We start from the raw sequence: 23,710 nt of genomic DNA, 5'->3' as shown, positions 1-23,710 counted from the left end.
CGGCATGTCACGCCGACTCGCCTGTCCGGGCGGGTCGCACGGACCACCGCGGCCGTTCCACCGGCACCCGACTCGACCGGGCACTCCGACTCGACCGGGGAAGCGAACTCGACCGGGGGAGCGGGCGCGAGCCCGACACCGGTTTCGATGGGGATACTGGCGACGTGCCGCTGAACCGTTATCAGTTTCGTACCACCTGGCTGGTGCCGTCGTCGTCGGGAGCCGTCTTCGCGGCCCTCGTCGACCTCGCAGGCTATCCGGTCTGGTGGCCGGACGTCCGGTCCGTGACCAAAGTGGACGACGACACCGCCGAGCTGGTCTGCCGTGCCACACTGCCGATGGCGTTGCGGTTGCGTATGACCCGCGTCGAGGAGAACGAACCCGCGGGGCGGGTCGCCGTGGCGTTGTCCGGTGATCTCGAAGGCACTCTGACCGGGCGGCTCGCCGCGGGCGGCAGGGGCACGCTGCTCGAGATTCGCCAACAGGTGGTGGCGCGGAAGCCGGTGCTGCGGGCCCTCTCTCCCGTGGCACATCCGGTGTTCCGGCTCAACCACGCCCTGATGATGCGTCGCGGCCTGCGTGGGCTGCGCTCCCACCTCTCGGCCACCTCGACCTGAGCCCGGCACACCGGCGGCCCCGCGCGCCGGGGTGGGTGCACGCGGGGCCGTCGTTGCCGGCAGCGGATCAGACCGTCGCAGGCTGCCTGTCCTGCGGGTCGGTCGCGGGACTTTCGCCCCGGTCCCCACCAGTCCGATCGCCGGAGTCGTCCGTATCCGAGGAGTCGCGGTCGTCGACCAGCGTCGACTCGTTGAACGGAGCCTGCTTCGCCAGCACCCTGTGCAGCTGCTCGCGGTCGAGACCCTTCGTCACCGATCCGATGAGGACGGTGGCCACCGCGTTGCCCGCGAAGTTCGTCAGGGCGCGGGCCTCCGACATGAAGCGGTCGATGCCGAGGATGAACCCGACGCCGTCGACCAGCTCGGGCCGGTGGGACTGCAGGCCGCCCGCGAGGGTCGCGATGCCTGCGCCGGACACGCCCGCCGCCCCCTTCGACGCGATGATCATGAACACCAGCAACGAGATCTGCTCGCCGATGGACAGCGGACTGCCCTGCGCCGTGGCGATGAACAGGGTCGCCATCGTCAGGTAGATCGCCGTGCCATCCAGGTTGAACGAGTACCCCGTCGGCACCGTGATGCCGACGACCGGCTTCGACACGCCGAGGTGCTCCATCTTCGCGATGAGCCGCGGCAGCGCCGATTCCGACGACGACGTCGACACGATCAGCAGGAACTCGCGTCCCAGGTAGCCGAGCAGCTTGAAGATGTTCACCCGGGCGCCGAGCCAGAGCACGGTGCCGAGCACGACGAAGATGAACAGCAGACAGGTCACATAGAACCCGATCATGATCACGGCCAGACTGCGCAGCGCCTCCCAGCCGGTTTCACCGACCACCGCCGCGATCGCACCGAACGCGCCCACCGGAGCGACCCACATGATCATGGCGAGGACGCGGAACACGAGCCGCTGGATGTGCTCGATACCCCGCAACACCGGCTTGCCCGCGTCGCCCATCTTCTGGAGCGCGAAGCCGACCAGCAGCGCGACGAGCAGTGTCTGCAGCACGGAGCCGTCGGTGAACGCCGACACCATCGACTCGGGGATGATCCCGAGCAGGAAGTCGACGGTGCCCTCACCGCCCTCCGACGCCTGGCTCTGGACCTCGGACACCGCGTTCGGGTCGAGCCGCATGCCCTCGCCGGGGTGCAGGATGTTGCCGACGACCAGGCCGATGCCGAGTGCGAAGGTCGACATCACCAGGAAGTAGCCGATCGCGAGCACGCCGACCTTGCCGACGCTCGCGGCCTTCGCGACCGAGCCGATGCCCAGCACGATGGTGCAGAAGATGATCGGACTGATCATCATTTTGATCAGGTCGACGAACCCACTGCCGAGCGGTTTCAGATTCGTTGCGACGTCGGGAAATGCGAAACCGACGACGACGCCGAGCGCGACGGCGACGATCACGAAGATGTACAGGTAGTGCATCTTGTCGCGGCGTTTCGGCGCCTGCTCGGTGGCCTCGGGCTCCGTCGTGGACGATTCGGGCAACGTTGCCTCCTCACGGATTCTCGCCTGCGATGACGTCGTGGCGGGCGCGCTGCGACGAGCGCGAACACGGTCGAGACGCCACGGAGATCACCGCTGGATTCGCCGAGTGACTATCGGCGCCGCGGAGAACGAAGTCCACCTTGTGTTCATTTCGTTCGTGGGCGCCTGGTCTCATGGGAGCCGTGCGTGTTCGATCCGCTGCGCGGCAGGGAAAATGGAGTCTGGCGCGGCAGCTCCTCGTGTTGCAGCTGGTCGTGGTGGCCGTTCTGGTCGCGGTCGGCGCGGTCCTGGCGTACGTCGACGCGTCGCAGGCCACGGAGGACGCCGCGACCGAGGAGGTCGTGTCCGTCGCGGCGACGTTGGCCGACTCCCCGGATGTGCCTGCGGCCGTGGCCGGTCCGCACCCGAGCCGGACGCTGCAGCCGTTCGCCGAGCAGGTGCGGGCGGACACCGGGGTGGACTTCATCACGATCATGGCGCCCGATCGGACCCGGTTCACGCACCCGGATCCGCGACGCATCGGCGAACCGTTCATCGGCACGGTCGGCCCGGCACTGCAGGGTAGGCTGTTCACCGAGACCTACGCAGGCACGCTCGGTCCGTCGGTGCGCGCGGTCGCCCCGGTCCGTGACGCCCACGGCAGGGTCGTGGCGCTCGCGGCGGTCGGCATCACGGTGGAGGCCCTCACGGAACAGCTCACGCGCCGCCTCGCCGTCGTCGCGGGCGTGGCGGGTGGCGTGCTGCTGATCGGCGGCGCCGGTAGCTACCTGGTCAGCAGGCGGCTCGCGCGGCAGACCCGCGGCGTCGCGCCCGCGGAGCTGTCGTCGATGTTCGAGTACTACGAAGCGATCCTGCGGTCGGTACGGGAAGGCCTGGTGCTGGTCGACCGTGACGGCGACGTGGTGCTCTGCAACGACGCGGCCCGCGACCTGCTCGGCCTGTCCGTCGACCCCGCGGGCTCGGCCGTGGCCGACCTCGACCTCGCCGCCGACCTCGCGCGCACGCTGACCTCCCGCGAGCCCGCCACCGACGAACTGCACGTCACCGACACACGGGTGCTGCTCGTGAACACGGCGCCCGTGCACTCGCGGGACCGGGCGATGGGCAACGTCGTGACGCTCCGCGACCACACCGACCTGCAGCAGCTCACCGGCGAGCTCGACACGGTGCGGGGTTTCGCCGAGTCGCTGCGCTCGCAGGCACACGAATCGGCCAACCGGCTGCACGCGGTGGTGTCGCTCGTCGAACTCGGCCGCACGGACCAGGCCGTGGAGCTGGCGACCGCCGAACTGGAGACCGCGCAGCAGCTGACCGACCGGGTGGTCGGCGCGGTCGCCGAACCGGTGCTGGCTGCGCTGCTGCTGGGCAAGTCGAGCGAGGCCGCCGAACGCGGCGTCGAGCTCACGCTGAGCCCGGACAGTTCGATGGACGACACACCACCGGCCGTGCCCGCGAGGGACCTCATCACGATTCTCGGCAATCTGATCGACAACGCCGTCGACGCGGCGGTCGACAACGCGGGTGAGCGGGCACCCCGGGTGGCCGTCACCGTGCTCGACGGCGAGGCGGAGCTGCTCCTGCGCGTCGCCGACAGCGGGGCGGGCCTGGCGCCGGACGCGGTGCCGGACGTCTTCCGCAGGGGCTGGTCGACCAAACCGGGCGGCACCACCGGCGACCGCGGACTGGGCCTTGCGCTCGTGGGTCAGACCGTGCGCCGCCACGGCGGTTCGGTCGACGTCGGGGAGGACGCCGGAGCCGTGTTCACCGTGCGACTGCCGAGGAGATCGCCTCCGGCCCGTCACGGCCCGGAGGGCCCGTCCGCGACTCGCGGCCGGGGAACTCCGGGCCGGGACGGAGACGCGGGCTGAAGCGGTCTCGGTAGGCTGCGCGGCAGGATGATTGCGGTGCTGGTGGTGGAGGACGATCCGGTCGCGGCCGAGGCGCACCGTGCGTACGTCGAACGGGTCGCCGGGTTCACCGTCGCCGGCGTCGTCCACTCGGGTACCGAGACGGTGCGGTTCTGTCGCGCCCATCCCGTCGATCTCGTCCTGCTGGACTTCTACCTGCCCGACACCCATGGGCTCGCCGTCTGCCGGACGTTGCGGGCGGAGGGCAACACCGTCGACGTCATCGCCGTCACGTCGGCCCGCGATCTGGGCGTCGTGCGCGCCGCCGTGTCCGCGGGCGTCGTGCAGTACCTGCTGAAGCCGTTCACGTTCGCGGCGCTGCGGGACAAACTCGACAGCTACGCCCGGTTCCGTGACGCCGCCCGCCCGGGCGAGGTCGACGGCCAGGCCGAGGTCGACCGGATGCTCGCCACGTTGCGCACCACGGAGCACGTCGCGCTGCCGAAGGGCATGAGCGGGGAGACGCTCGACGCGATCTCCGCCGTACTCGCCGACGCTGCTCGCGAGCGCCCCTCCGGCGAGGGTGACGAGGGCGAGGGCCTGTCGGCGGCCGCAGTGGCGGATGCCGTCGGCGTGGCCCGCGTGACCGCGCGCCGCTACCTGGAGTACCTGGCCGACAACGGTCTGGCCCGCCGCAAGCCGCACTACGGCGGGGTAGGCAGGCCCGAGGTGCGCTACACGGCGACGTCGCGGAAGGCCTGACGGCGGGCCGGGTCGCCGTCGGTGTCGGCCAGGCGGGCCGCGAACGCGCGACACCACGCCCACAGCCGTTCCGCGTCGACGTCGATCAGTGCCGCGAGCTCCTCGGCCGTGGGCCGCCACCGGGACGGGTCGGCGAGAAACACCCAGTCGATCGCGTCGGACGCTGGATCGGCGAGGCCGGGGCGTGGGTCGATGGCGACGAGCCCCCGCGGGCCTGCTGCCAGAACGTTCCCGGGGTGCAGGTCGCCGTGGGTGAGTACGACCCGGGGCGAGCTCGCCGCGAGTTCGCGGGCGAGTGCCCGTCCGCGGTCGAGTGCCTCCACCCGGTCGGCATCGCCTGCCGCACGACTCCGCCACAGGTCGAACAGCAGCTCCGTGCGCTCGGCCTGCGGACGGAACCCGAAGGCCCCGGTGTCGTCGGTGTCGGGGCTGCCGGTGCCGGGAGAGCCGGGGTCGGGAGCGCCGGGCTCGCCCTGCGCGGGTGTCCGTTCGTGGAGCGCGCGGATCAGCGCGGCCACGTCCCGGAGTGCGGGCGCGGCCGCGACGTCGGCAAGGGTCGTCTCGGACGGCATCGCCTCGAGCAGCAGTGCGCCGCCGGCCTCGGCCCACACCACAGGAACCCTGCCCGAGGGTCGCCAGAGGCGGAGTGCGGCCGCCTCCGCGTCAGCGATGTCCGGGGCGGGCGTCAGCTTCAGGATCGCCGGGCCTTCCGGGGCGCGGCACCGGACGACGAGAGACGTGTTGCCGCTGCCCACCGGTTCTCCGACCAGCAGTTGCCAGCGCTCGGTCAGTGTGGCCAGCTACTCGGGCAGTCCCGCCCACCACGTGTCGGCGGCGGCCCCGAACCGGGCGCGGAGCCGGTCCCGGGCCGCCGTGCAACGGGTCGAGGACAGGTCCACGGTGACGCGGTCGAGTGCGGGTGGTCGCGGTGTGGGTGGTCGCGGCGCGGGTGGTCAGTGCACCGGGCCGGTGTACTTCTCGCCGGGTCCCTGTCCGGGGGCGTCGGGCACCGCGGAGGCCTCGCGGAACGCCTTCTGCAGTGACTGCAGTCCGTCCCGCAGGGGAGCGGCGTGCACGCCGAGGTATTCCGCCGAGGCGGTGATCAGGCCCGCCAGCGCGGTGATGAGCCTGCGGGCCTCGTCCAGGTCACGCCGCGGGCTGGTCTCCGGGTCCTCGTCCGCGAGGCCGAGCCGCTCGGCCGCCGCCGACAGCAGCATCACGGCGGCGCGGCTGATGACCTCGACGCTGGGGATCTCCTCGAGCTCGCGCACGGCGTCGATCGGGTCCGTCGGGTCCGTGGCGTCCGCGGAGCCGGCCGCGGCGGCCACGGGATTATCGCCGGTTTCGGGTGTGTTGAAAGAGTCGTCGGCCACGTCTGGTACCCTTCCATGTGCGACCAGCTCCCGAGTGATCGGGGGCCGCAAGTGGAGCCCCGCTCCCACCCGAGTCGCCGCCATGCGAAAGGCGGCCGGGTCCGGTCCCGCGGGTGTTCACCGTCCGGTGCATACCCGTGGAACGCCCCGCAGCTACGCGGTAGCACTGCAACACAGTGACACTGCAACCACTGCGAGGCCGTGATCGGATTGATGGGCCCCGCACCGAGGTACTCAGCGTACCGGTGACCGGGGCCCGTGGTATGTGGGCACTGTGGGCACCAGGGTCGAACGAGAACCAGCGACACTTGGACCAAGGAGGCCCCATCAGCTCCGAGACGCGCATCAATGAGCGCATCCGCGTCCCCGAGGTTCGCCTCGTGGGACCGAACGGCGAGCAGGTCGGCATCGTCCGCATCGAGGACGCCCTGCGGCTCGCCGAAGAGGCCGATCTCGACCTCGTCGAGGTGGCACCGCAGGCGCGGCCGCCGGTAGCCCGGCTCATGGACTACGGAAAGTTCAAGTACGAGTCCGCGCAGAAGGCCCGCGAGTCGCGCCGCAACCAGCAGATGACTGTCATCAAGGAACAGAAGCTGCGGCCGAAGATCGACCCGCACGACTACGAGACGAAGAAGGGGCACGTGTCCCGCTTCCTCGCTCAGGGCAACAAGGTCAAGGTCACGATCATGTTCCGCGGTCGCGAGCAGTCCCGCCCGGAGCTGGGATTCCGTCTGCTGGAGAGGCTGGCCGAGGACGTGTCGGATCTCGCCTTCATCGAGTCGAAGCCGAAGCAGGACGGCCGCAACATGATCATGGTGCTGGCCCCGCACAAGAAGACGAAGACCAAGTCGAAGGCGACGAAGGAAGCCGAGGGCGCCGAGTCCTGACCGGCCCCGATCACGGCAGCTCGCCCGGGAGCGATACGGACCCTTCCGGGCGGCCACGTGTGCAGCACGCCGCGAGTCGGCGTGCTGCCGTTCGAAAGAGGGAAGAATGCCGAAGAACAAGACGCACAAGGGGACGGCCAAGCGCGTCCGCGTGACGGGTAAGGGCAAGCTCCGTCGTCAGCGTGTCGGCCGCCGGCACCTGATGGAGCACAAGCCCACCAAGCTCACCCGTCGCCTGGAGGGCACGACCGACGTCGCCGCGTCCGACGTGCCCCGCGTCAAGCGGCTCCTCGGTCGCTGACCTTCCGCACCCGCCGTAACCACCGGGGCGCCGGGCGCCCCCCGAACGACAGGATGGATCCGTGGCACGCGTCAAGCGGGCGGTCAACGCCCAGAAGAAGCGTCGCGCAACTCTCGACATGGCCAGCGGCTACCGCGGCCAGCGTTCGCGGCTGTACCGCAAGGCCAAGGAGCAGACGCTCCACTCGTTCCAGTACTCGTACCGGGACCGCCGTGCCCGCAAGGGTGACTTCCGCCAGCTGTGGATCACCCGGATCAACGCGGCCGCCCGCCAGAACGGCATCACCTACAACCGGCTCATCCAGGGCCTGAAGGCTGCCGGTGTCGAGGTGGACCGCAAGATCCTGGCCGAGCTCGCGGTGAACGACGCCGAGGCATTCGCCTCGCTGGCCGAGGTGGCCAAGCAGAACGTCAACACCGACGAGAAGAAGTCGGCCTGACCGCGCACACGACACGACCCGGGGCTGTCACCGTGTTCACACACAAGACGCCCCGGGTCGTTGCTGCTCGGCGCCTGACCACGAAGTCGGGCCGCGACGACGCCGGGCGCTTCCTCGCCGAGGGCGCCCAGGCGGTGCGCGAGGCCCTGCGCTTCGGGCGGGTGCACGAGCTGTTCGTCACCGAGGCCGCCGCGGAACGGCACGCCGACCTCCTCGCGGAGGCGCCGCGGGTCTCCTACATCGACCGCAGGGCCGCGGAACTGCTGTCGGAAACGGTCTCGCCCCAGGGGCTGGTCGCGGTGTGCGACACGGTGACGGTCCCTGTCGACGAGGCGCTCGCCGGGCAGCCCCGCCTGGTCGCGGTGCTGTGCGGCGTCGCCGACCCCGGCAACGCGGGCACGGTGCTGCGCGTGGCCGACGCGGCCGGCGCGGACGCGGTCGTCTTCGCGGGCGACACGGTCGACGTGCACAACGGCAAGTGCGTCCGTGCCTCGACCGGCAGCCTGTTCCACCTGCAGGTCGCCAGGGAGCGGGACCCGGCGGCCGTGCTCGACGCCTGCCGTCGCGGGGGTCTGCGCACGATCGCGACCGACGGCCACGCCGACCAGGACCTGACCGGCGTTCCGCTCGACGGCCCGATCGCGTGGCTGTTCGGCAACGAGGCCCACGGCCTGCCCGCGGAGGTGGCCGGCGCCGCGGACGAGACCGTGCGGGTCCCCATTCCCGGTCACGCCGAGAGCCTGAACCTCGCGACCGCCGCCGCGGTGTGCCTGTATGCCCGGGTGCTTCGCGGGGGGTGAACCGTCGCGGGCGCGAGTGTGCGCCCGCACGGAGGGTGACCGGGACCAGGGCGGGGCCGGTCATTAGAATCCGATTAAGCGTCGGCCGACGCCGCGGGACATGTTCCGTGTCCTGACGATTTCACCAGCTCACGCGCCGAGGAGACATGTCGGAAGCCAGCGACAAGCAGTCCGCCAGCGGGGGAGACGCACTCGCGCCCGAAACGTTGCAGGCAGCGGTGACCGCGGCCGAGCAGGCCTTCGCCGCGGCGGCAGACCTCGACGAGCTGGCGGCGGTCAAGCCCGCCCACCTCGGTGACCAGGCGCCCGTGCCGCAGGCGCGCCGCGCGATCGGTGCGCTGCCCAAGGAGGAGAAGTCCGACGCGGGCAAGCGCGTCAACGAGGCGCGACAGGCCGTGCAGGCCGCCTACGACGAGCGCCTCGCCGTCCTCAAGACCGAACGGGACGAGAAAGTCCTCGCCGAGGAGGCCGTCGACGTCACGCTCCCGTGGGACCGGGTGCCGCGCGGCGCCCGGCACCCGGTGACGACGATCGCCGAGCGCATTTCCGACGTCTTCGTCGGCATGGGTTACGAGATCGCCGAGGGCCCCGAACTCGAGGCGGAGTGGTTCAACTTCGACGCGCTGAACTTCGGCAAGGACCACCCCGCGCGGCAGATGGCCGACACGTTCTACGCGGGCGCCGAGGACTCCAACCTCGTGCTGCGCACCCACACCTCGCCGGTGCAGGCCCGCACGCTGCTGCACCGCGACCTGCCCGTGTACATCGTCTGCCCGGGCCGGACGTTCCGCACCGACGAGCTCGACTCCACCCACACCCCGGTGTTCCACCAGGTCGAAGGCCTCGCCGTCGACAAGGGCCTGACGATGGCCAACCTGCGCGGCACGCTCGACGCGTTCGCCAAGGCGATCTTCGGTGAGGAGTCCGGCACGCGGTTCCGACCGCACTTCTTCCCGTTCACCGAGCCGTCCGCCGAGGTGGACGTGTGGTTCCCGGAGAAGAAGGGCGGCGCCGGCTGGGTCGAATGGGGCGGCTGCGGCATGGTCAACCCCAACGTGCTGCGCGCCTGCGGCGTCGACCCCGAGGTCTACTCCGGCTTCGCGTTCGGCATGGGTCTCGAGCGGACGCTGATGTTCCGCAACGGCATCCCCGACATGCGGGACATGGTGGAAGGCGACATCCGGTTCACCGTGCCGTTCGGGACGGAGGCCTGATGGCCGTCCCCGGCGCCCGGCACCGCACCGCGGTCGGCGCCCGTTCCCACCACCGTTCCGGTAATCCTGCGGTCCGGACCCCGATGCGTCCGCACCGCGGCAGCAAGGAGGCGTAGTGCGAGTCCCCGTCAGCTGGCTGACCGAACACCTCGAGCTCGGCGACGACGTCACGGCCGACACGCTCGTCGAGGCGTTCGTCAACCTCGGCGTCGAGGTCGAATCGGTCGAGCGGGTCGGCGAGGTCGCCGGGCCGCTTGTGGTGGGCAGGGTCGCCGAGATCGAGGAACTCACCGAGTTCAAGAAGCCGATCCGCTACTGCCGGGTCGAGATCGGTGAGCCCGATTCCGCCGACGACACCGACGGCGAGGCCTACGACGAGGCCACGCGACCCGCCGACGCCGACGACGAGGCGGGCGACAACGAGGCGGGCGACGACGACGAGGTGGCCGGCGGCCTGCCGAAGCCGCGCACGAACGGCATCGTCTGCGGCGCCCGCAACTTCGCCGAGGGCGACCTGGTCGTCGTCGCACTGCCGGGTGCGACGCTGCCCGGCGACTTCACGATCGCCGAGCGCAAGACCTACGGTCGCATCAGCCAGGGCATGATCTGCTCGGCCAAGGAGCTGGGCATCGGCGACGATCACTCCGGCATCCTGGTGCTGCCTCCGGGCACCGCGTCGCCGGGCGACGACGCGCGCGAGATCCTCGACCTCGACGACACCGTCCTCGAGCTCACGCCCACGCCGGATCGTGGCTACGCGCTGTCGGTGCGCGGGCTGGCGCGGGAACTGTCGTGTGCGCTGGACGTGCCGTTCGGCGACCCGGCGCGGCTCGACGTGCCCGAACCGGAAGGTGAGGCCTGGCCGGTGCGGGTCGAGGACCCGGAGGGGTGCCCACGGTTCGTGCTGCGCCGGGTGACCGGTCTGGACGCGGGCGCGCCGACGCCGTGGTGGATCCGCCGCAGGCTGCTGCTGGCCGGGATGCGCCCCATCTCGCTGGCCGTCGACGTGACGAACTACGTCATGCTCGAACTCGGCCACCCGCTGCACGCGTTCGACACCGGTTCACTCAAGGGCGATCTGGTGGTGCGCAGGGCCGAGGAAGGCGAGAAGCTGACGACGCTCGACGACGCAGAGCGCGCTCTCGACCCGGACGACGTGGTGATCGCCGACGACACCGGCGTCATCTCCCTCGCGGGCACGATGGGCGGCGCCACCACGGAGATCGGCACCGAGAGCACCGATGTGCTCCTGGAGGCGGCGCACTGGGATCCTGCGGCGATCAGCCGCACCGCGCGCAGGCACCGGCTGTTCTCGGAGGCGGCCAAGCGGTTCGAGCGGTTCACCGATCCGCAGCTGTGCGAGGCCGCCCTCGAGCGGGCCGCGAAGCTCTTGCGCCGGCACGGTGACGGCAGCATCCAGCCGGGCCGCACCGTGGTCGGTGAGGCCGAGCCCGCGCCCGCGGTCACGATGCCGATCAACTTGCCGGACCGCGTGGCGGGGGTGCGCTACGAGCGCGGCGTCACGGTCGGGAGGCTGACGCAGATCGGCTGCAAGGTCGCGGTCGACACGGCCGACGACGGCACCACGCTGGTGCACGCCGTGCCGCCGAGCTGGCGCAGTGACCTGATCCAGCCCGCCGACCTGGTCGAAGAGGTGCTGCGGCTCGAGGGGTACGACAGCATCCCCTCGGAGCTGCCGCCCGCCCCCGCGGGCCGCGGACTGACCGAGGCGCAGCGACGCGAGCGTGCCGTGTCCCGGGCGCTGGCCGAGGCCGGTTACGTCGAGGCGCTGCCGTTCCCGTTCGTGTCGGCCTCGGTGTGGGACGACTTCGCGCTGCCTGCCGACGACGTGCGGCGCCGCACCGTCGAGGTGCAGAACCCGCTGGAGTCGGACAAGAACCGGTTGACGACGACGCTGCTGCCGGGGTTGCTGGACGCGGTGCAGCGCAACATCTCGCGGGGCACCCGGGACGTGTCGCTGTTCCACATCGGACAGGTGGTGCTGGCCGGCGACGGACAGGTCGCCGCGCCGGACCCCGGCGTCGAGGGGCGCCCTGCCGACGACGAGCTCGCCGCGCTGGAGGCCGCCGTGCCCGATCAGCCGCGGCACGTCGCCGTGGTGCTCGCCGGGCAGCGGTTGCGCGACGGCTGGTGGGGCAAGGGCGAGACGGCTGGCTGGGCGGACGCGATCCAGGCGGCCCGGCTCGTCGCGGCGGCGGCGAAGACCGAGTTGGAGGTCGAGGCCGCCGACGCGTTGCCGTGGCACCCCGGCCGCTGTGCGCGGCTGATCGCCGACGGCGAGACCGTGGGGTACGCGGGGGAGCTGCACCCGAAGGTGCTGGAGGCACTGGAGCTGCCGAAACGCACCGTCGCGATGGAGCTGAACCTCGACGGGCTGCCGCTTCGCGAGGTACGCCCGGCCCCGTCGATCTCGGCCTTCCCTCCGGTGCTGCTCGACGTGGCGCTGGTCGTCGACGCGGATGTGCCGTCGGCGCAGGTCGCCGCGGCGCTGCGGGACGGAGGCGGCGAGCTGCTCGAGGACGTGGCGCTGTTCGACCTCTACACGGGTGAGCAGGTCGGCGAGGGCAAGCGGTCGCTGGCCTACAAGCTGCGGTTCCGGGCTGAAGACCGGACGTTGACGGCCGAGGAGGCCAACGGGGCACGCGACGCCGCGGTCGCCGCGGTGACCGAACGCTTCGGGGCGACCCTCCGAAGCTGAGCCGCGCCGGTGAGTACGGCCCGCGAGGGCCACCGCTCATCCGATGGCGTGGTGCTGCCCGCCCCGTCTGTATTGGTCTTGCACCGTCATGCATAATCATTCGTATGACGGTGAAGGTTGCGGTGGCCGGTGCCACCGGATACGCCGGGGGTGAGCTGCTGCGGCTGTTGCTCGCGCACCCGGACGTCGAGATCGGGGCGCTGACGGCGGCCAGTAGCGCGGGTACCCCGCTGGGGGCGCTGCAACCGCAGCTGGCGCCCCTGGCCGACCGCGTGGTCGCCGAGACCTCGGCGGAGACCCTCGGCGGGCACGACGTCGTGTTCCTCGCGCTGCCGCACGGCCACTCCGGCGCGATCGCGGAACAGCTCGGCCCGGACGTGCTGGTCGTGGACATGGGGGCCGACCACCGGCTGACCGCTGCCGCGGACTGGCAGCACTGGTACGGGGGCGACCACGCCGGCGCCTGGCCGTACGGCCTGCCCGAGCTGCCCGGCGCCCGCGATCGGCTGCGCGCCACGACGCGCGTGGCCGTGCCGGGCTGCTTCCCCACGGGCGGCTCGCTCGCGCTGGCCCCCGCCGTGGCTTCCGATCTCGTGGCGCCGGACGTGACGATCGTGTCGGTGACCGGCACGTCGGGTGCGGGCAAGAGCCTGAAGCCGCATTTGCTCGGCGCGGAGGTCATGGGCAACGTCAGCGCGTACGGCGTGGCCGGGGCCCACCGGCACACCCCGGAGTTCGTGCAGAACCTGAGCGCCGCCGCGGGCCGGCAGGTCACCGTGTCGTTCACGCCGGTGCTGGCCCCGATGCCGCGAGGGATCCTCACCACGGCGAGTGCACCGTTGACCGGCGACGCGGACGCCGTGCGAGGCGTGTACGAGGCGGCCTACGCCGACGAGCCGTTCGTGCGGGTGCTGCCCGAAGGCCAGTGGCCGACGACGGCGGCCACGGTCGGTTCGAACACGGTGCAGCTGCAGGTGTCGGTCGACGAACAGGCGGGCCGGCTGGTCGTCGTGGCCGCGATCGACAACCTGACGAAGGGCACCGCGGGCGGCGCGGTGCAGTCGATGAACATCGCGCTCGGACTCGACGAGACGACCGGGCTGCCGACGACGGGGGTTGCGCCATGACGATCACCACTCCGCAGGGGTTCCGGGCCTCCGGGGTGACCGCCGGCCTGAAGGCGAGCGGGAAACCGGACGTGGCGCTCGTCGTCAACGACGGCCCCTCCGACGTCGCGGCCTGCGTGTACACGGCCAACCGGTGCAAAGCGAATCCGGTGCTGTGGAGCGAGCAGGTCACCGCCGACGGCAGGGCGAAGGCGGTGGTGCTGAACTCCGGCGGCGCGAACTGCTACACCGGCCCCGAAGGGTTCCAGACGACGCACGCCAGCGCCGAGCTGGTCGCGCAGCGGCTGGGAACGGGCGCGGTGGACGTCGTCGTGTGCTCCACCGGGCTGATCGGTGAGCAGTTGGAACGTGACACGCTCACCGCCGGTATCGACCGTGCTGCGGACACGCTGTCGGCCGACGGCGGGGCCGCGGCGGCCGAGGCGATCATGACCACGGACACGCGGCCCAAGGAGGCGCTGCGTTCCGGCGACGGCTGGTCGATCGGCGGCATGGCGAAGGGCGCGGGCATGCTCGCGCCGGCACTGGCCACGATGCTGGTGGTGATCACGACGGACGCGCAGGTCGACTCCGCGACGGCGGACCGGGCGCTGCGGGCGGCGACGCGCGTGACGTTCGACCGCCTCGACTCGGACGGCTGTATGTCCACGAATGACACCGTGCTGGTGATGGCGAGCGGCGCCTCGGGGGTGACGCCCGACGAGGCGAAGTTCACGGCTCGGCTGACCGAGGTGTGCCACGACCTGGCGCAGCAGCTGCTCACCGACGCCGAAGGAGCCGACCACGACATCGCGATCGAGGTGGTGAACGCGGCGTCCGAGGACGACGCGGTCGAGGTCGGCCGGTCGATCGCCCGCAGCAATCTGTTCAAAACCGCGGTGTACGGCAAGGACCCGAACTGGGGCCGCATCCTCGCGTCGGTCGGTACGACCGGCGCGGCGTTCGAGCCGGGGGAACTGGACGTCGCGATGAACGGCGTGTGGATCTGCCGCGGGGGCGAGCCGGGGGAGCCGCGTGAACTGGTCGACCTCGGCGAGCGCGCGGTGAGCGTGACCGTCGACCTCAAGGCCGGCACCGAGACGGCCACGATCTGGACCAACGACCTGACGCACGCGTACGTGCACGAGAACTCGGCGTATTCGACATGAGTGATCCGGAATCCCTGGTCCCCGCCGACGAACGCCTGGCCACGGCGTCGGAGAAGGCGGGCGTGCTGATCGAGGCACTGCCGTGGCTGCAGCGGTTCCACGGCGCCACGGTGGTCGTGAAGTACGGCGGCAACGCGATGGTGGACGAGGAGCTCAAGCGTGCGTTCGCCGAAGACATGGTGTTCCTGCGGCTGGCGGGCGTGCACCCGGTGGTGGTGCACGGCGGCGGTCCGCAGATCAACGCGATGCTGGACCGACTCGGCATCGAGGGCGAGTTCAAAGGCGGCCTGCGCGTCACGACACCGGAGACGATGGACGTGGTGCGGATGGTGCTGGTCGGCCAGGTCAGCAGGGAGCTCGTCGGCCTGATCAACGCCCACGGCCCGTACGCGGTCGGCATCTCGGGCGAGGACGCGCGGCTGTTCACGGCCGAACGGAAACAGGCCACGGTGGACGGCGAGAGTGTCGACATCGGACTGGTCGGCGAGGTCGCCGGGGTGAACCCGGCGGCGGTGCAGGACATCGTCAACGCCGGGCGGATCCCGGTCGTCTCGACCGTCGCTCCCGACGCCGACGGCGTGGTGCACAACGTGAACGCCGACACCGCGGCCGGTGCGCTCGCGGGGGCGCTCGGGGCGGAGAAGCTCGTCGTGCTGACCGACGTCGAAGGCCTGTACGCGAACTGGCCCGACCGGTCGTCATTGATCGACAAACTCGCAGTCAGCAGGCTCGAGGCGATGCTGCCGGAGCTGGCCAGCGGGATGATCCCGAAGATGGAGGCGTGCGTGCGCGCCATCCGCGGTGGCGTGAGCAGCGGTCACGTGATCGACGGCCGGATCCCGCACTCGGTGCTGCTCGAGGTGTTCACGAAACGCGGCATCGGCACGATGGTGTTGCCCGACGGCTCGCAGGAGGCCCTCTGATGTCCAATCAGGACGACCAGCGGCGGTGGCAGGCCGCGATGATGAACAACTACGGCACGCCGCAGCTGTCGCTCACGCGCGGTGAGGGTGCCGTGGTGTGGGACGCCGACGGGAACCGCTACCTGGACTTTCTCACCGGCATCGCGGTGAACGCGCTCGGCCACGCCCACCCGGCGGTGACCGAGGCGGTGACGCGCCAGGCCGCCACGATCGGCCACACGTCGAACCTCTACATCAACGAACCCGCGCTGACCCTCGCCGAACGACTGCTCGAACTGTCCGGCGTGGCCGACGGCAAGGCGTTGTTCTGCAACTCGGGAGCCGAGGCGAACGAGACGGCACTCAAACTCACGCGGCGCACCGGCCGGACCAAGGTGATCGCGACCGACGGCGGGTTCCACGGCCGCACGATGGGTGCGCTCGCGCTCACCGGTCAGCCGGGCAAGCGCGAACCGTTCGAACCGCTCGTGCCGGGCGTCGAGCACATCCCGTACGGCGACGTCGCCGCCCTCGAGGCCGCGATCGACGACGACACCGCGGCGTTCGTGGTCGAGCCGCTGCAGGGCGAGAACGGCGTCGTCGTGCCGCCCGAGGGTTACCTGCGGGCCGCGAGGGAGCTCACGAGCGCCCACGGCGCGCTGCTCGTCGTCGACGAGGTGCAGACCGGTATCGGCAGGCTCGGCAGTTGGTTCGGTTTCCAGCAGGAGGGCATCACGCCGGACATCGTGACGCTGGCGAAGGGGCTCGGTGGCGGGCTGCCGCTCGGTGCGTGCCTGGCGTTCGGCGACGCGGCGGCCCTGTTCGAACCGGGCCAGCACGGGACGACGTTCGGCGGCAACCCGGTGTGCTGCGCCGCCGGGCTGGCCGTGCTGGACACGATCGCCGCCGACGGGCTGCTCGAGCACGTGCAGACGGTCGGCAAGGATCTCGCCGCCGGGATCGAAGCGCTCGGCCACCCGCTCGTCGCGGGCGTCCGCGGCCGCGGCGTCCTGCTCGGCGTGCGGCTGACCGAGGCGGTGGCGGCCAAGGCCGCCACCGCCGCGCAGCGAGCGGGCCTCCTCATCAACCCCATCCCGCCGGACGTGATCCGGCTCGCGCCGCCACTGATCCTGTCGCAGGACCAGGCCGGTGAGCTCGTGTCGGCGCTGCCGGCCGTGCTGACCGCGGCGCTCGAGGCAAAGGACTGACATGCCACGCCATTTCCTCCGTGACGACGATCTGACCCCGGACGAGCAGTCCGAGATCCTCGACCTGGCCGACGACCTGAAAGAGCGGCCGTACGGCGACCAGCTCGCGGGTCCGCAGTCCGTCGCCGTGATCTTCGAGAAGAACTCCACGCGTACGCGGTTCTCCTTCGAGGTGGGCATCTCGCAGCTCGGCGGGCATCCGGTCGTCGTCGACGGGCGCAGCATGCAGTTGGGGCGGGAGGAGACGATCGAGGACACCGCACGGGTCCTGTCCCGGTACGTCGACGCCGTCGTGTGGCGCACGTTCGCCCAGGCCCGCATCGACAAGCTCGCGTCGGTGGCGACGGTGCCGGTGGTGAACGCGTTGACCGACGAGTTCCACCCGTGCCAGATCCTGGCCGACCTCCAGACCGTGCGGGAACGGAAGGGTGCCCTGGCGGGACTGACGCTGACCTACCTCGGCGACGCGGGCAACAACATGGCGCACTCGCTGCTGCTCGGCGGCGTCACCGCGGGGATGCACGTGCGCGTCGCGGCGCCGGAGGGATTCCGTCCGTTGCCGTGGGTGCTCGACGCCGTGCACCGCCGCGCCGCCGAGACGGGCGGCAGTGCCGCGGTGCTGACCGATCCGCACGCCGCCGTGGACGGCGCCGACGTCGTGACGACGGACTCGTGGACGTCGATGGGACAGGAGAACGACGGCAAGGACCGCGTCGCCCCGTTCCGGCCGTACCAGGTCAACGACGAGCTCCTCGGCCGCACCGGCAAGGACACGATCGTGCTCCACGACCTGCCCGCCCACCGCGGCTGGGAGATCACCGACGAGGTGATCGACGGCCCGGCGAGCGCGGTGTGGGACGAGGCTGAGAACCGGCTCCATGCGCAGAAGGCGCTGCTGACGTGGTTGATGGGCCAGAAGGAGTCCGCATGAGCCACGACGGCGGAGTTCGCGGAGCCCGGCTCATGAAGGCCGACCGGGTTGGCCCCCTGCCGTGGCACGCTTGTGCACCCCAGCAGGGGACGGCGTTCCGCAGGGGACGACGATGAGCCTGTCCCGAGTGGCGCGGCAGGCCAGGATCACCGAGCTGGTGTCCAGTATGGCGATCCGCAGCCAGACCGAGTTGGCGAAACTGCTGGCGGCCGAGGGCGTGGAGGTCACGCAGGCTACGTTGTCGCGGGACCTCGACGAACTGGGCGCCGTGAAGCTCCGCGGTGCGGACTCCGGCGCGCCGGTGTACGTGATCCCGGAGGACGGCAGCCCGGTCAAGGGCGTGCAGGGTGGCACGTCCCGGCTGTCGCGCTTGCTCGGCGAACTGCTCGTGTCTGCGGAGGGCTCGGCCAACCTGACGGTGGTGCGCACTCCGCCCGGCGCGGCGCAGTTCCTGGCCAGTGCGATCGACAGGGCGGCGCTGGGCGAGGTGCTCGGCACCATCGCCGGTGACGACACCGTGATGGTGATCGCGCGCGAACCCGGCGGCGGCCCCGCGCTGGCCCGCCTGCTGACCGAACTGGCCGACGGCCACTCCACCGACTCCGACTGACCCCACAGCGAAGGAAACGAAATTGAGCAAGGTACTCATGTCCCTGCCGAACGGGGAGCGCGTCGGCATCGCGTTCTCCGGTGGCCTCGACACGTCGGTGGCCGCGGCGTGGATGCGTGACAAGGGCGCGGTGCCGTGCACGTACACGGCCGACATCGGGCAGTACGACGAGGACGACATCGCCGGTCTGCCGGACAGGGCGAAGGAGTACGGCGCGGAGATCGCCCGCATCGTGGACTGCAAGCGGCAGCTCGTCGACGAGGGTCTGGCCGCACTGGCCTGCGGCGCGTTCCATCTGCGTTCCGGCGGCCGCGCCTACTTCAACACCACGCCCCTCGGCCGGGCGGTCACCGGCACGATGCTGGTGCGCGCGATGCAGGCCGACGGTGTCGACATCTGGGGCGACGGGTCGACGTTCAAGGGCAACGACATCGAGCGGTTCTACCGCTACGGGCTGCTGGCCAACCCGGAGCTGCGCATCTACAAGCCGTGGCTGGATCCGGACTTCGTGCGCGAGCTCGGCGGCCGCCAGGAGATGAGCGAGTGGCTGACCGAGCACGGTCTGCCCTACCGCGACCCGGCGGAGAAGGCCTACTCGACCGACGCCAACATCTGGGGCGCCACGCACGAGGCGAAGACCCTGGAGCATCTCGACGTGTCGCTGGAGACCGTCGACCCGATCATGGGCGTGAAGTTCTGGGATCCCTCGGTGGAGATCCCGGCCGAGGACGTCACGGTGCGGTTCGAGGCCGGCCGTCCGGTGGCGATCAACGGCCGCACGTTCGACGACCCGGTGGCACTCGTGGTCGAGGCCAACGCCATCGGAGGTCGGCACGGCCTGGGCATGTCGGACCAGATCGAGAACCGGATCATCGAGGCCAAGTCCCGTGGCATCTACGAGGCGCCCGGTATGGCGTTGTTGTGGATCACCTACGAGCGGCTGCTCAACGCGATCCACAACGAGGACACGGTCGAGAACTACCACACCGAGGGCCGCAAGCTCGGCAGGTTGCTCTACGAGGGCCGCTGGCTCGACCCGCAGGCGCTGATGCAGCGCGAGGCCATCCAGCGGTGGATCGCCTCCCTGGTCACGGGTGAGGTGACGCTGCGACTGCGCCGTGGTGAGGACTACACGATCCTCGCCACGGAGGGCACCAACTTCTCGTACCACCCGGAGCGGCTGTCGATGGAGCGCGTCGAGGGCGCCGCGTTCGGCCCGACCGACCGCATCGGCCAGCTGACGATGCGCAACCTCGACATCGCCGACTCGCGGCACAAGCTGGAGTTCTACGCGCAGCAGCCGCTCGACCAGGGTCAGGTGCTGGTCGAGAACGGCACGCTGTTCGGCGAACTGCCCACCGGCGGTGCCGACCGCATCACCGACAATCCCGAGGTGTCGGGCGAGACGCCCACGCCGCTCGACGAGGCAGCCATGGAGTACGGGACCGACTGATGAACGACAACGTCAAGCTCTGGGGCGGGCGGTTCGCGAGCGGGCCCGCCGACGCGATGGCGGCACTGTCGGCGTCGACGCACTTCGACTGGGTGCTGGCGCCGTACGACATCGCCGGCTCGCGGGCGCACGCCCGGGTGCTGCACCGCGCCGGGCTGCTCTCGTCGAGCGAGCTGGAGAGCATGCTCGCGGCACTGGACACGCTCGCCGAGGACGTCGCGTCGGGCGCGTTCACGCCGACGATCGCCGACGAGGACGTGCACACGGCCCTCGAACGCGGCCTGCTCGAACGAGCGGGTGCCGAGCTGGGCGGGAAGCTGCGCGCGGGCCGGTCCCGCAACGACCAGGTGGCCACCCAGTTCCGGATGTGGCTGCGGGACGCGGCCCGGCGGGTCGTGACCGGCACGCTCGACGTCGTCGACGCGCTCGTCGCGCAGGCGCACCGGCACCCCGACGCCGTGCTTCCCGGCCGGACGCATCTGCAGCACGCCCAGCCGGTCCTGCTCGCACACCACCTGCTGGCACACGCCCAGGCGCTGCTGCGGGACGTGACCCGGCTCCGGGACTGGGACGCGCGCACCGCCGAGTCGCCCTACGGGTCCGGCGCGCTCGCCGGGTCGTCACTGGGCCTCGACCCGGAGGCCGTCGCCGCCGAACTCGGCTTCGACGGCAGCGTCGACAACTCCATCGACGGCACCGCGTCCCGGGACTTCGCCGCGGAGTTCGCGTTCGCCGTCGCGATGCTCGGGGTGAACCTGTCGCGGATCGCCGAGGAGGTCATCCTCTGGAACACCGCCGAGTTCGGCTACGTCACGCTCGACGACGCGTGGGCCACCGGCAGTTCGATCATGCCGCAGAAGAAGAACCCGGACGTCGCCGAACTCACCCGTGGCAAGTCGGGCAAGCTCATCGGCAACCTGTCGGGCCTGCTGGCGACGCTCAAGGCGCAGCCGCTCGCGTACAACCGCGATCTGCAGGAGGACAAGGAACCCGTCTTCGACTCGGTGGCGCACCTCGAGCTGCTCCTGCCCGCGCTCGCGGGCATGCTCGGCACACTGACGTTCCACACCGACCGGATGGCCGCGCTGGCTCCCGCAGGGTTCACGCTCGCCACCGACGTCGCCGAGTGGCTCGTGCGCAAGGGCGTGCCGTTCCGCGCTGCCCACGAGGCCGCCGGCGAGTGCGTCCGCGTCGCCGAGGGGCGCGGGGTCGGACTCGACGACCTCACCGACGACGAGTTGTCGGCGATCCACGCGGAGCTGACCGCGGACGTGCGGGAGGTGCTGGTCGTCGAGGGTTCGGTGGCCTCACGCGACGCCAAGGGCGGCACCGCACCCCCGCGCGTGGCCGAACAACGGGACCGGCTCGTCGAGCGCGCCTCCGCACACCGGGCGTGGGCGGCCACGGCCGCGCGGGCCGACCGACGGCCGTGACGACGACGCTATCCTCCCCGACATGATCGACGACGCAACGCGGGTGGTGAGCCGCGACGACCTCGCCGTCGATCCGGTCGCCCTGGCGCCGTGGCTGCTGGGCTGCGTGCTCGAATCGCGCAGCGACGAGGGCACGGTGCGGGTGCGGCTCGCCGAGGTCGAGGCCTACCGCGGTCTCGACGACCCGGCGTCGCACTGCTACCGCGGCCGGACACCCCGCAACGACGTGATGTGGGGCCCGGCCGGGTATCTGTACGTCTACTTCGTCTACGGCATGCACTTCTGCGCCAACGTCGTGGGGCTCACCGACGGCAAACCGGGCGCGGTGCTCGTGCGTGCGGGCGAGGTGATCGAGGGGCGGGAGCTGGCGCGGTCGCGGCGGCCGACCGCCCGGGGCAACGGCGCCGTCGCGAAGGGACCCGCGGTCCTGACCTCTCTGCTGGGGCTGGACTCGGCGCACAACGGCCTCGACCTCACCGACGCGACGTCGCCGGTGCGCCTGTTGCAGGGCGAGGGTGTGGCCGCGGAACGCATCCGCACGGGCCCGCGGGTCGGCGTGGCGGCGGCCCAGGACGTGCCGTGGCGGTTCTGGATCGACGGCTCGCCCGCGGTGAGCACGTACCGGCGGGGTGGCCGCGCCCGCCGCTGAACGCCCCGCCGGTGTGACCCCCGCGAGACGTCGCGATCCCTCCGGAGTGCGCCCGCGACCGCCCGGGGACAATGGGCCGCGTGAGTGAGCACATTCTTGACGAGCTGACCTGGCGGGGACTGGTCACCCAGTCCACTGATCTCGACGCGTTGCGCCGCGACCTCGACGCGGGACCCGTGGCGGCCTACATCGGTTTCGATCCCACCGCGCCGAGCCTGCACGCCGGCCATCTCGTCCAGATGCTGGTACTGCGGCGCCTGCAGAACGCGGGCCACCGCCCGGTCCTGCTCGCGGGCGGCGGCACCGGACTGATCGGCGATCCCCGGGACGTCGGCGAGCGGACGCTGAACTCCGAGGACACCGTGCGCGAATGGGCGGAGCGACTGCGCGGCCAGTTGGCCAGGTTCGTCGACTTCGATCACGCGGACGTGCCTCCGATCGAGGTCAACAACCTCGACTGGCTCGGTGCCATGAACGTGCCGACCTTCCTGCGCGACGTCGGCAAGCACTTCTCGATCAACACGATGCTCGCGCGCGAGACGGTCAAACGCAGGCTCGACGGCGAGGGCATCTCCTACACCGAGTTCAGCTACATGCTCCTGCAGGCGACCGATTACCGGGAGTTGTTCGAGCGGTACGGCGTCACGCTCCAGATCGGCGGGTCGGACCAGTGGGGCAACATCGTCGCGGGCGTCGACCTGGTGCGGAGGGTCCACGGGGCGCAGGTGCACGCGCTGACGACCCCGCTGGTCACCGACGCCGACGGCCGCAAGCTCGGCAAGTCCACGGGTGGCGGCAACGTGTGGCTCGATCCGGAGCTGACCTCGCCGTACGCCTGGTACCAGTACTTCCTCAACCTGCCCGACGCGAGCGTCGTCGAGTACCTGAAGCTGCTCACGTTCCTCGATCGCGACGAGATCGCCGAACTCGAGACCGCCACGGCCGAACGGCCCGCCGCGCGGGCGGGGCAGCGACGGCTGGCCCAGGAGCTGACGGATCTCGTGCACGGCCCGGAGCAGACGGCCCAGGTCGTCGCCGCGAGTCAGGCCCTGTTCGGCAGGGGCGAGCTGGCCGGGCTCGACGAGGCGACGTTGCGCGCCGCCCTCGCGGAAGTGCCCGTGGGCGAGGTGACGTTGGCCGACGAGCCGACGGTCGTGGACGTGCTCGTGGCCACCGGGCTGGTGGACAGCAAGGGCGCCGCGCGCCGCACCGTCAAGGAGGGCGGGGCGTACGTGAACAACACGAAGATCACCGACGAGACGTGGGGGCCGTCGGCCTCGGACGCGCTGCACGGGCGGTGGCTCGTCGTGCGCCGCGGCAAGCGCAACCTGGCCGGAGTGCGCCTGCTGGCGTGATCTGCCCGCTGACCAGGGGTTTCGCCGTAAGGGGACCCCCCTGTTTCAGAGGGTTTCGCGGACGTGTAATCTTCTTCTTGTCGCCAGGGAGACCGGGCAGACGGAAGCCGAAAGGCCGAAGTCGGAAGCCCCGGGTTACCAGGCGAGGGGACATGAACCAAGCTCCCACGGACGTGGTAGAGTGGGTGTTCCCAGTCGGAGCGATCAGCTCATAACAAGCCGGTAGGTTTGATGCGAAGCTGACCGCGCTCTGACGACAAAAACCAACTGCGTGTTGTTTGAGAACTCAACAGTGTGTTTGTGAGCTTTGTTTTGTTGCTTTGTGCCCCTTTTTTTTGGGGTTTGTGAGCTAGCGCGTGGCCATGGCTGACGGTTGTTGGTTGTGGTTGTGTGTTTTTTGCTTGGTTTGAATTTTTCAATGCATTGTTGGAGAGTTTGAT

At 71.0% G+C, this 23,710-nt stretch carries 23 protein-coding genes; 19 read left to right on the top strand and 4 right to left on the bottom strand.

Features of this window, described 5'->3' with window-relative positions; genetic code table 11:
* The first annotated feature begins 164 nt into the window (after positions 1-164).
* Positions 165-617 carry an SRPBCC family protein gene (locus FHS23_RS22095; protein WP_183659248.1) on the top strand — a complete coding sequence of 151 codons (453 nt, stop codon included), beginning with the start codon at positions 165-167 and terminating at the stop codon, positions 615-617.
* A 67-nt stretch (positions 618-684) separates the two neighbouring features.
* Here FHS23_RS22095 and FHS23_RS22090 read toward each other — a convergent pair whose 3' ends face one another.
* Positions 685-2,049, bottom strand: a complete 1,365-nt coding sequence (locus FHS23_RS22090) for a cation:dicarboxylate symporter family transporter (RefSeq protein ID WP_183659381.1) — start codon at positions 2,047-2,049, stop codon at positions 685-687.
* A 236-nt stretch (positions 2,050-2,285) separates the two neighbouring features.
* On the opposite strand from FHS23_RS22090, the gene FHS23_RS22085 reads away from it, so the two are divergent.
* Entirely contained in the window at positions 2,286-3,980 is a 1,695-nt protein-coding gene (locus FHS23_RS22085; protein ID WP_183659245.1) for a sensor histidine kinase, read from the top strand.
* A gap of 27 nt (positions 3,981-4,007) precedes the next feature.
* Positions 4,008-4,721 carry a response regulator gene (locus FHS23_RS22080; RefSeq protein ID WP_183659243.1) on the top strand — a complete coding sequence of 238 codons (714 nt, stop codon included), beginning with the start codon at positions 4,008-4,010 and terminating at the stop codon, positions 4,719-4,721.
* Here FHS23_RS22080 and FHS23_RS22075 read toward each other — a convergent pair.
* Positions 4,694-5,476, bottom strand: coding sequence for an aminoglycoside phosphotransferase family protein (locus FHS23_RS22075; protein ID WP_183659241.1), 783 nt, complete (start codon positions 5,474-5,476; stop codon positions 4,694-4,696). The two genes, FHS23_RS22080 and FHS23_RS22075, sit on opposite strands and share 28 nt — an antisense overlap.
* 198 nt (positions 5,477-5,674) lie before the next feature.
* Positions 5,675-6,049: a DUF1844 domain-containing protein gene (locus tag FHS23_RS22070; RefSeq protein WP_343054194.1), complete on the bottom strand. Its 375-nt coding sequence runs from the start codon at positions 6,047-6,049 to the stop codon at positions 5,675-5,677.
* Between the two features lie 308 nt (positions 6,050-6,357).
* On the opposite strand from FHS23_RS22070, the gene infC reads away from it, so the two are divergent.
* From infC to tyrS, 16 genes are all read left to right on the top strand, one after another.
* A complete protein-coding gene (gene infC / locus FHS23_RS22065; protein ID WP_183659378.1) occupies positions 6,358-6,981 on the top strand; it encodes a translation initiation factor IF-3 in 624 nt (207 codons plus the stop codon).
* Between the two features lie 106 nt (positions 6,982-7,087).
* A complete protein-coding gene (gene rpmI / locus FHS23_RS22060; protein ID WP_183659239.1) occupies positions 7,088-7,282 on the top strand; it encodes a 50S ribosomal protein L35 in 195 nt (64 codons plus the stop codon).
* Between the two features lie 61 nt (positions 7,283-7,343).
* Positions 7,344-7,721 (top strand): 50S ribosomal protein L20, encoded by a 378-nt coding sequence (gene rplT, locus FHS23_RS22055; RefSeq protein WP_183659238.1) that lies wholly within the window; start codon positions 7,344-7,346, stop codon positions 7,719-7,721.
* A 32-nt stretch (positions 7,722-7,753) separates the two neighbouring features.
* Positions 7,754-8,521, top strand: coding sequence for a TrmH family RNA methyltransferase (locus FHS23_RS22050; RefSeq protein ID WP_183659236.1), 768 nt, complete (start codon positions 7,754-7,756; stop codon positions 8,519-8,521).
* A 146-nt stretch (positions 8,522-8,667) separates the two neighbouring features.
* Entirely contained in the window at positions 8,668-9,735 is a 1,068-nt protein-coding gene (pheS, locus tag FHS23_RS22045; protein ID WP_183659234.1) for a phenylalanine--tRNA ligase subunit alpha, read from the top strand.
* A 115-nt stretch (positions 9,736-9,850) separates the two neighbouring features.
* On the top strand, positions 9,851-12,454 hold the full coding sequence (gene pheT / locus FHS23_RS22040; protein WP_183659232.1) for a phenylalanine--tRNA ligase subunit beta: 2,604 nt from the start codon (positions 9,851-9,853) through the stop codon (positions 12,452-12,454).
* Between the two features lie 104 nt (positions 12,455-12,558).
* Positions 12,559-13,581 (top strand): N-acetyl-gamma-glutamyl-phosphate reductase, encoded by a 1,023-nt coding sequence (gene argC / locus FHS23_RS22035; protein WP_183659230.1) that lies wholly within the window; start codon positions 12,559-12,561, stop codon positions 13,579-13,581.
* Complete coding sequence (gene argJ, locus FHS23_RS22030) at positions 13,578-14,729, top strand: bifunctional glutamate N-acetyltransferase/amino-acid acetyltransferase ArgJ (protein WP_183659228.1); 1,152 nt, start codon at positions 13,578-13,580, stop codon at positions 14,727-14,729. Before argC ends, argJ begins: the two co-directional genes overlap by 4 nt.
* Positions 14,726-15,652, top strand: a complete 927-nt coding sequence (gene argB, locus FHS23_RS22025; protein WP_183659226.1) for an acetylglutamate kinase — start codon at positions 14,726-14,728, stop codon at positions 15,650-15,652. The genes argJ and argB overlap by 4 nt, the downstream gene beginning before the upstream one ends.
* The gene (locus FHS23_RS22020) at positions 15,652-16,839 is read left to right on the top strand and encodes an acetylornithine transaminase (RefSeq protein WP_183659224.1); all 1,188 of its coding nucleotides are present in this window, start codon (positions 15,652-15,654) and stop codon (positions 16,837-16,839) included. The genes argB and FHS23_RS22020 overlap by 1 nt, the downstream gene beginning before the upstream one ends.
* A 1-nt stretch (position 16,840) precedes the next feature.
* Positions 16,841-17,770, top strand: coding sequence for an ornithine carbamoyltransferase (gene argF, locus FHS23_RS22015; RefSeq protein ID WP_183659222.1), 930 nt, complete (start codon positions 16,841-16,843; stop codon positions 17,768-17,770).
* Positions 17,771-17,882: 112 nt separating this feature from the next.
* Positions 17,883-18,380 (top strand): arginine repressor, encoded by a 498-nt coding sequence (locus tag FHS23_RS22010; protein ID WP_183659220.1) that lies wholly within the window; start codon positions 17,883-17,885, stop codon positions 18,378-18,380.
* A gap of 22 nt (positions 18,381-18,402) precedes the next feature.
* Complete coding sequence (argG, locus tag FHS23_RS22005; RefSeq protein ID WP_183659218.1) at positions 18,403-19,833, top strand: argininosuccinate synthase; 1,431 nt, start codon at positions 18,403-18,405, stop codon at positions 19,831-19,833.
* A complete protein-coding gene (gene argH / locus FHS23_RS22000) occupies positions 19,833-21,266 on the top strand; it encodes an argininosuccinate lyase (RefSeq protein WP_183659215.1) in 1,434 nt (477 codons plus the stop codon). Before argG ends, argH begins: the two co-directional genes overlap by 1 nt.
* A 22-nt stretch (positions 21,267-21,288) precedes the next feature.
* On the top strand, positions 21,289-21,915 hold the full coding sequence (locus tag FHS23_RS21995; RefSeq protein WP_183659213.1) for a DNA-3-methyladenine glycosylase: 627 nt from the start codon (positions 21,289-21,291) through the stop codon (positions 21,913-21,915).
* 80 nt (positions 21,916-21,995) lie between these two features.
* On the top strand, positions 21,996-23,270 hold the full coding sequence (gene tyrS / locus FHS23_RS21990; protein WP_183659211.1) for a tyrosine--tRNA ligase: 1,275 nt from the start codon (positions 21,996-21,998) through the stop codon (positions 23,268-23,270).
* A gap of 209 nt (positions 23,271-23,479) precedes the next feature.
* Here the strand turns inward: tyrS and FHS23_RS22995 are convergent.
* Positions 23,480-23,710, bottom strand: a 231-nt coding sequence (locus FHS23_RS22995) for a hypothetical protein (protein WP_221219965.1), incomplete at its 5' end; no start/stop codon positions are given.

This window comes from Prauserella isguenensis, assembly GCF_014191605.1.
In the GTDB taxonomy this organism is placed as follows: Bacteria; Actinomycetota; Actinomycetes; order Mycobacteriales; family Pseudonocardiaceae; genus Prauserella; species Prauserella isguenensis.
This window is presented reverse-complemented; position numbering and strand designations above follow the sequence as displayed.

Excerpts from the sequence above, each read along its gene's own strand:
- FHS23_RS22010 (WP_183659220.1), top strand. The coding sequence starts at position 17,883 with ATGAGCCTGTCCCGAGTGGCGCGGCAGGCCAGGATCACCGAGCTGGTG.
- FHS23_RS22085 (WP_183659245.1), top strand. The coding sequence starts at position 2,286 with ATGGGAGCCGTGCGTGTTCGATCCGCTGCGCGGCAGGGAAAATGGAGT.
- argJ (WP_183659228.1), top strand. The coding sequence starts at position 13,578 with ATGACGATCACCACTCCGCAGGGGTTCCGGGCCTCCGGGGTGACCGCC.
- FHS23_RS22080 (WP_183659243.1), top strand. The coding sequence starts at position 4,008 with ATGATTGCGGTGCTGGTGGTGGAGGACGATCCGGTCGCGGCCGAGGCG.
- argH (WP_183659215.1), top strand. The coding sequence starts at position 19,833 with ATGAACGACAACGTCAAGCTCTGGGGCGGGCGGTTCGCGAGCGGGCCC.
- FHS23_RS22090 (WP_183659381.1), bottom strand. The coding sequence starts at position 2,049 with ATGCACTACCTGTACATCTTCGTGATCGTCGCCGTCGCGCTCGGCGTC.
- infC (WP_183659378.1), top strand. The coding sequence starts at position 6,358 with ATGTGGGCACTGTGGGCACCAGGGTCGAACGAGAACCAGCGACACTTG.
- FHS23_RS22020 (WP_183659224.1), top strand. The coding sequence starts at position 15,652 with ATGTCCAATCAGGACGACCAGCGGCGGTGGCAGGCCGCGATGATGAAC.
- argB (WP_183659226.1), top strand. The coding sequence starts at position 14,726 with ATGAGTGATCCGGAATCCCTGGTCCCCGCCGACGAACGCCTGGCCACG.
- rpmI (WP_183659239.1), top strand. The coding sequence starts at position 7,088 with ATGCCGAAGAACAAGACGCACAAGGGGACGGCCAAGCGCGTCCGCGTG.
- FHS23_RS21995 (WP_183659213.1), top strand. The coding sequence starts at position 21,289 with ATGATCGACGACGCAACGCGGGTGGTGAGCCGCGACGACCTCGCCGTC.
- argF (WP_183659222.1), top strand. The coding sequence starts at position 16,841 with ATGCCACGCCATTTCCTCCGTGACGACGATCTGACCCCGGACGAGCAG.
- pheS (WP_183659234.1), top strand. The coding sequence starts at position 8,668 with ATGTCGGAAGCCAGCGACAAGCAGTCCGCCAGCGGGGGAGACGCACTC.
- argC (WP_183659230.1), top strand. The coding sequence starts at position 12,559 with ATGACGGTGAAGGTTGCGGTGGCCGGTGCCACCGGATACGCCGGGGGT.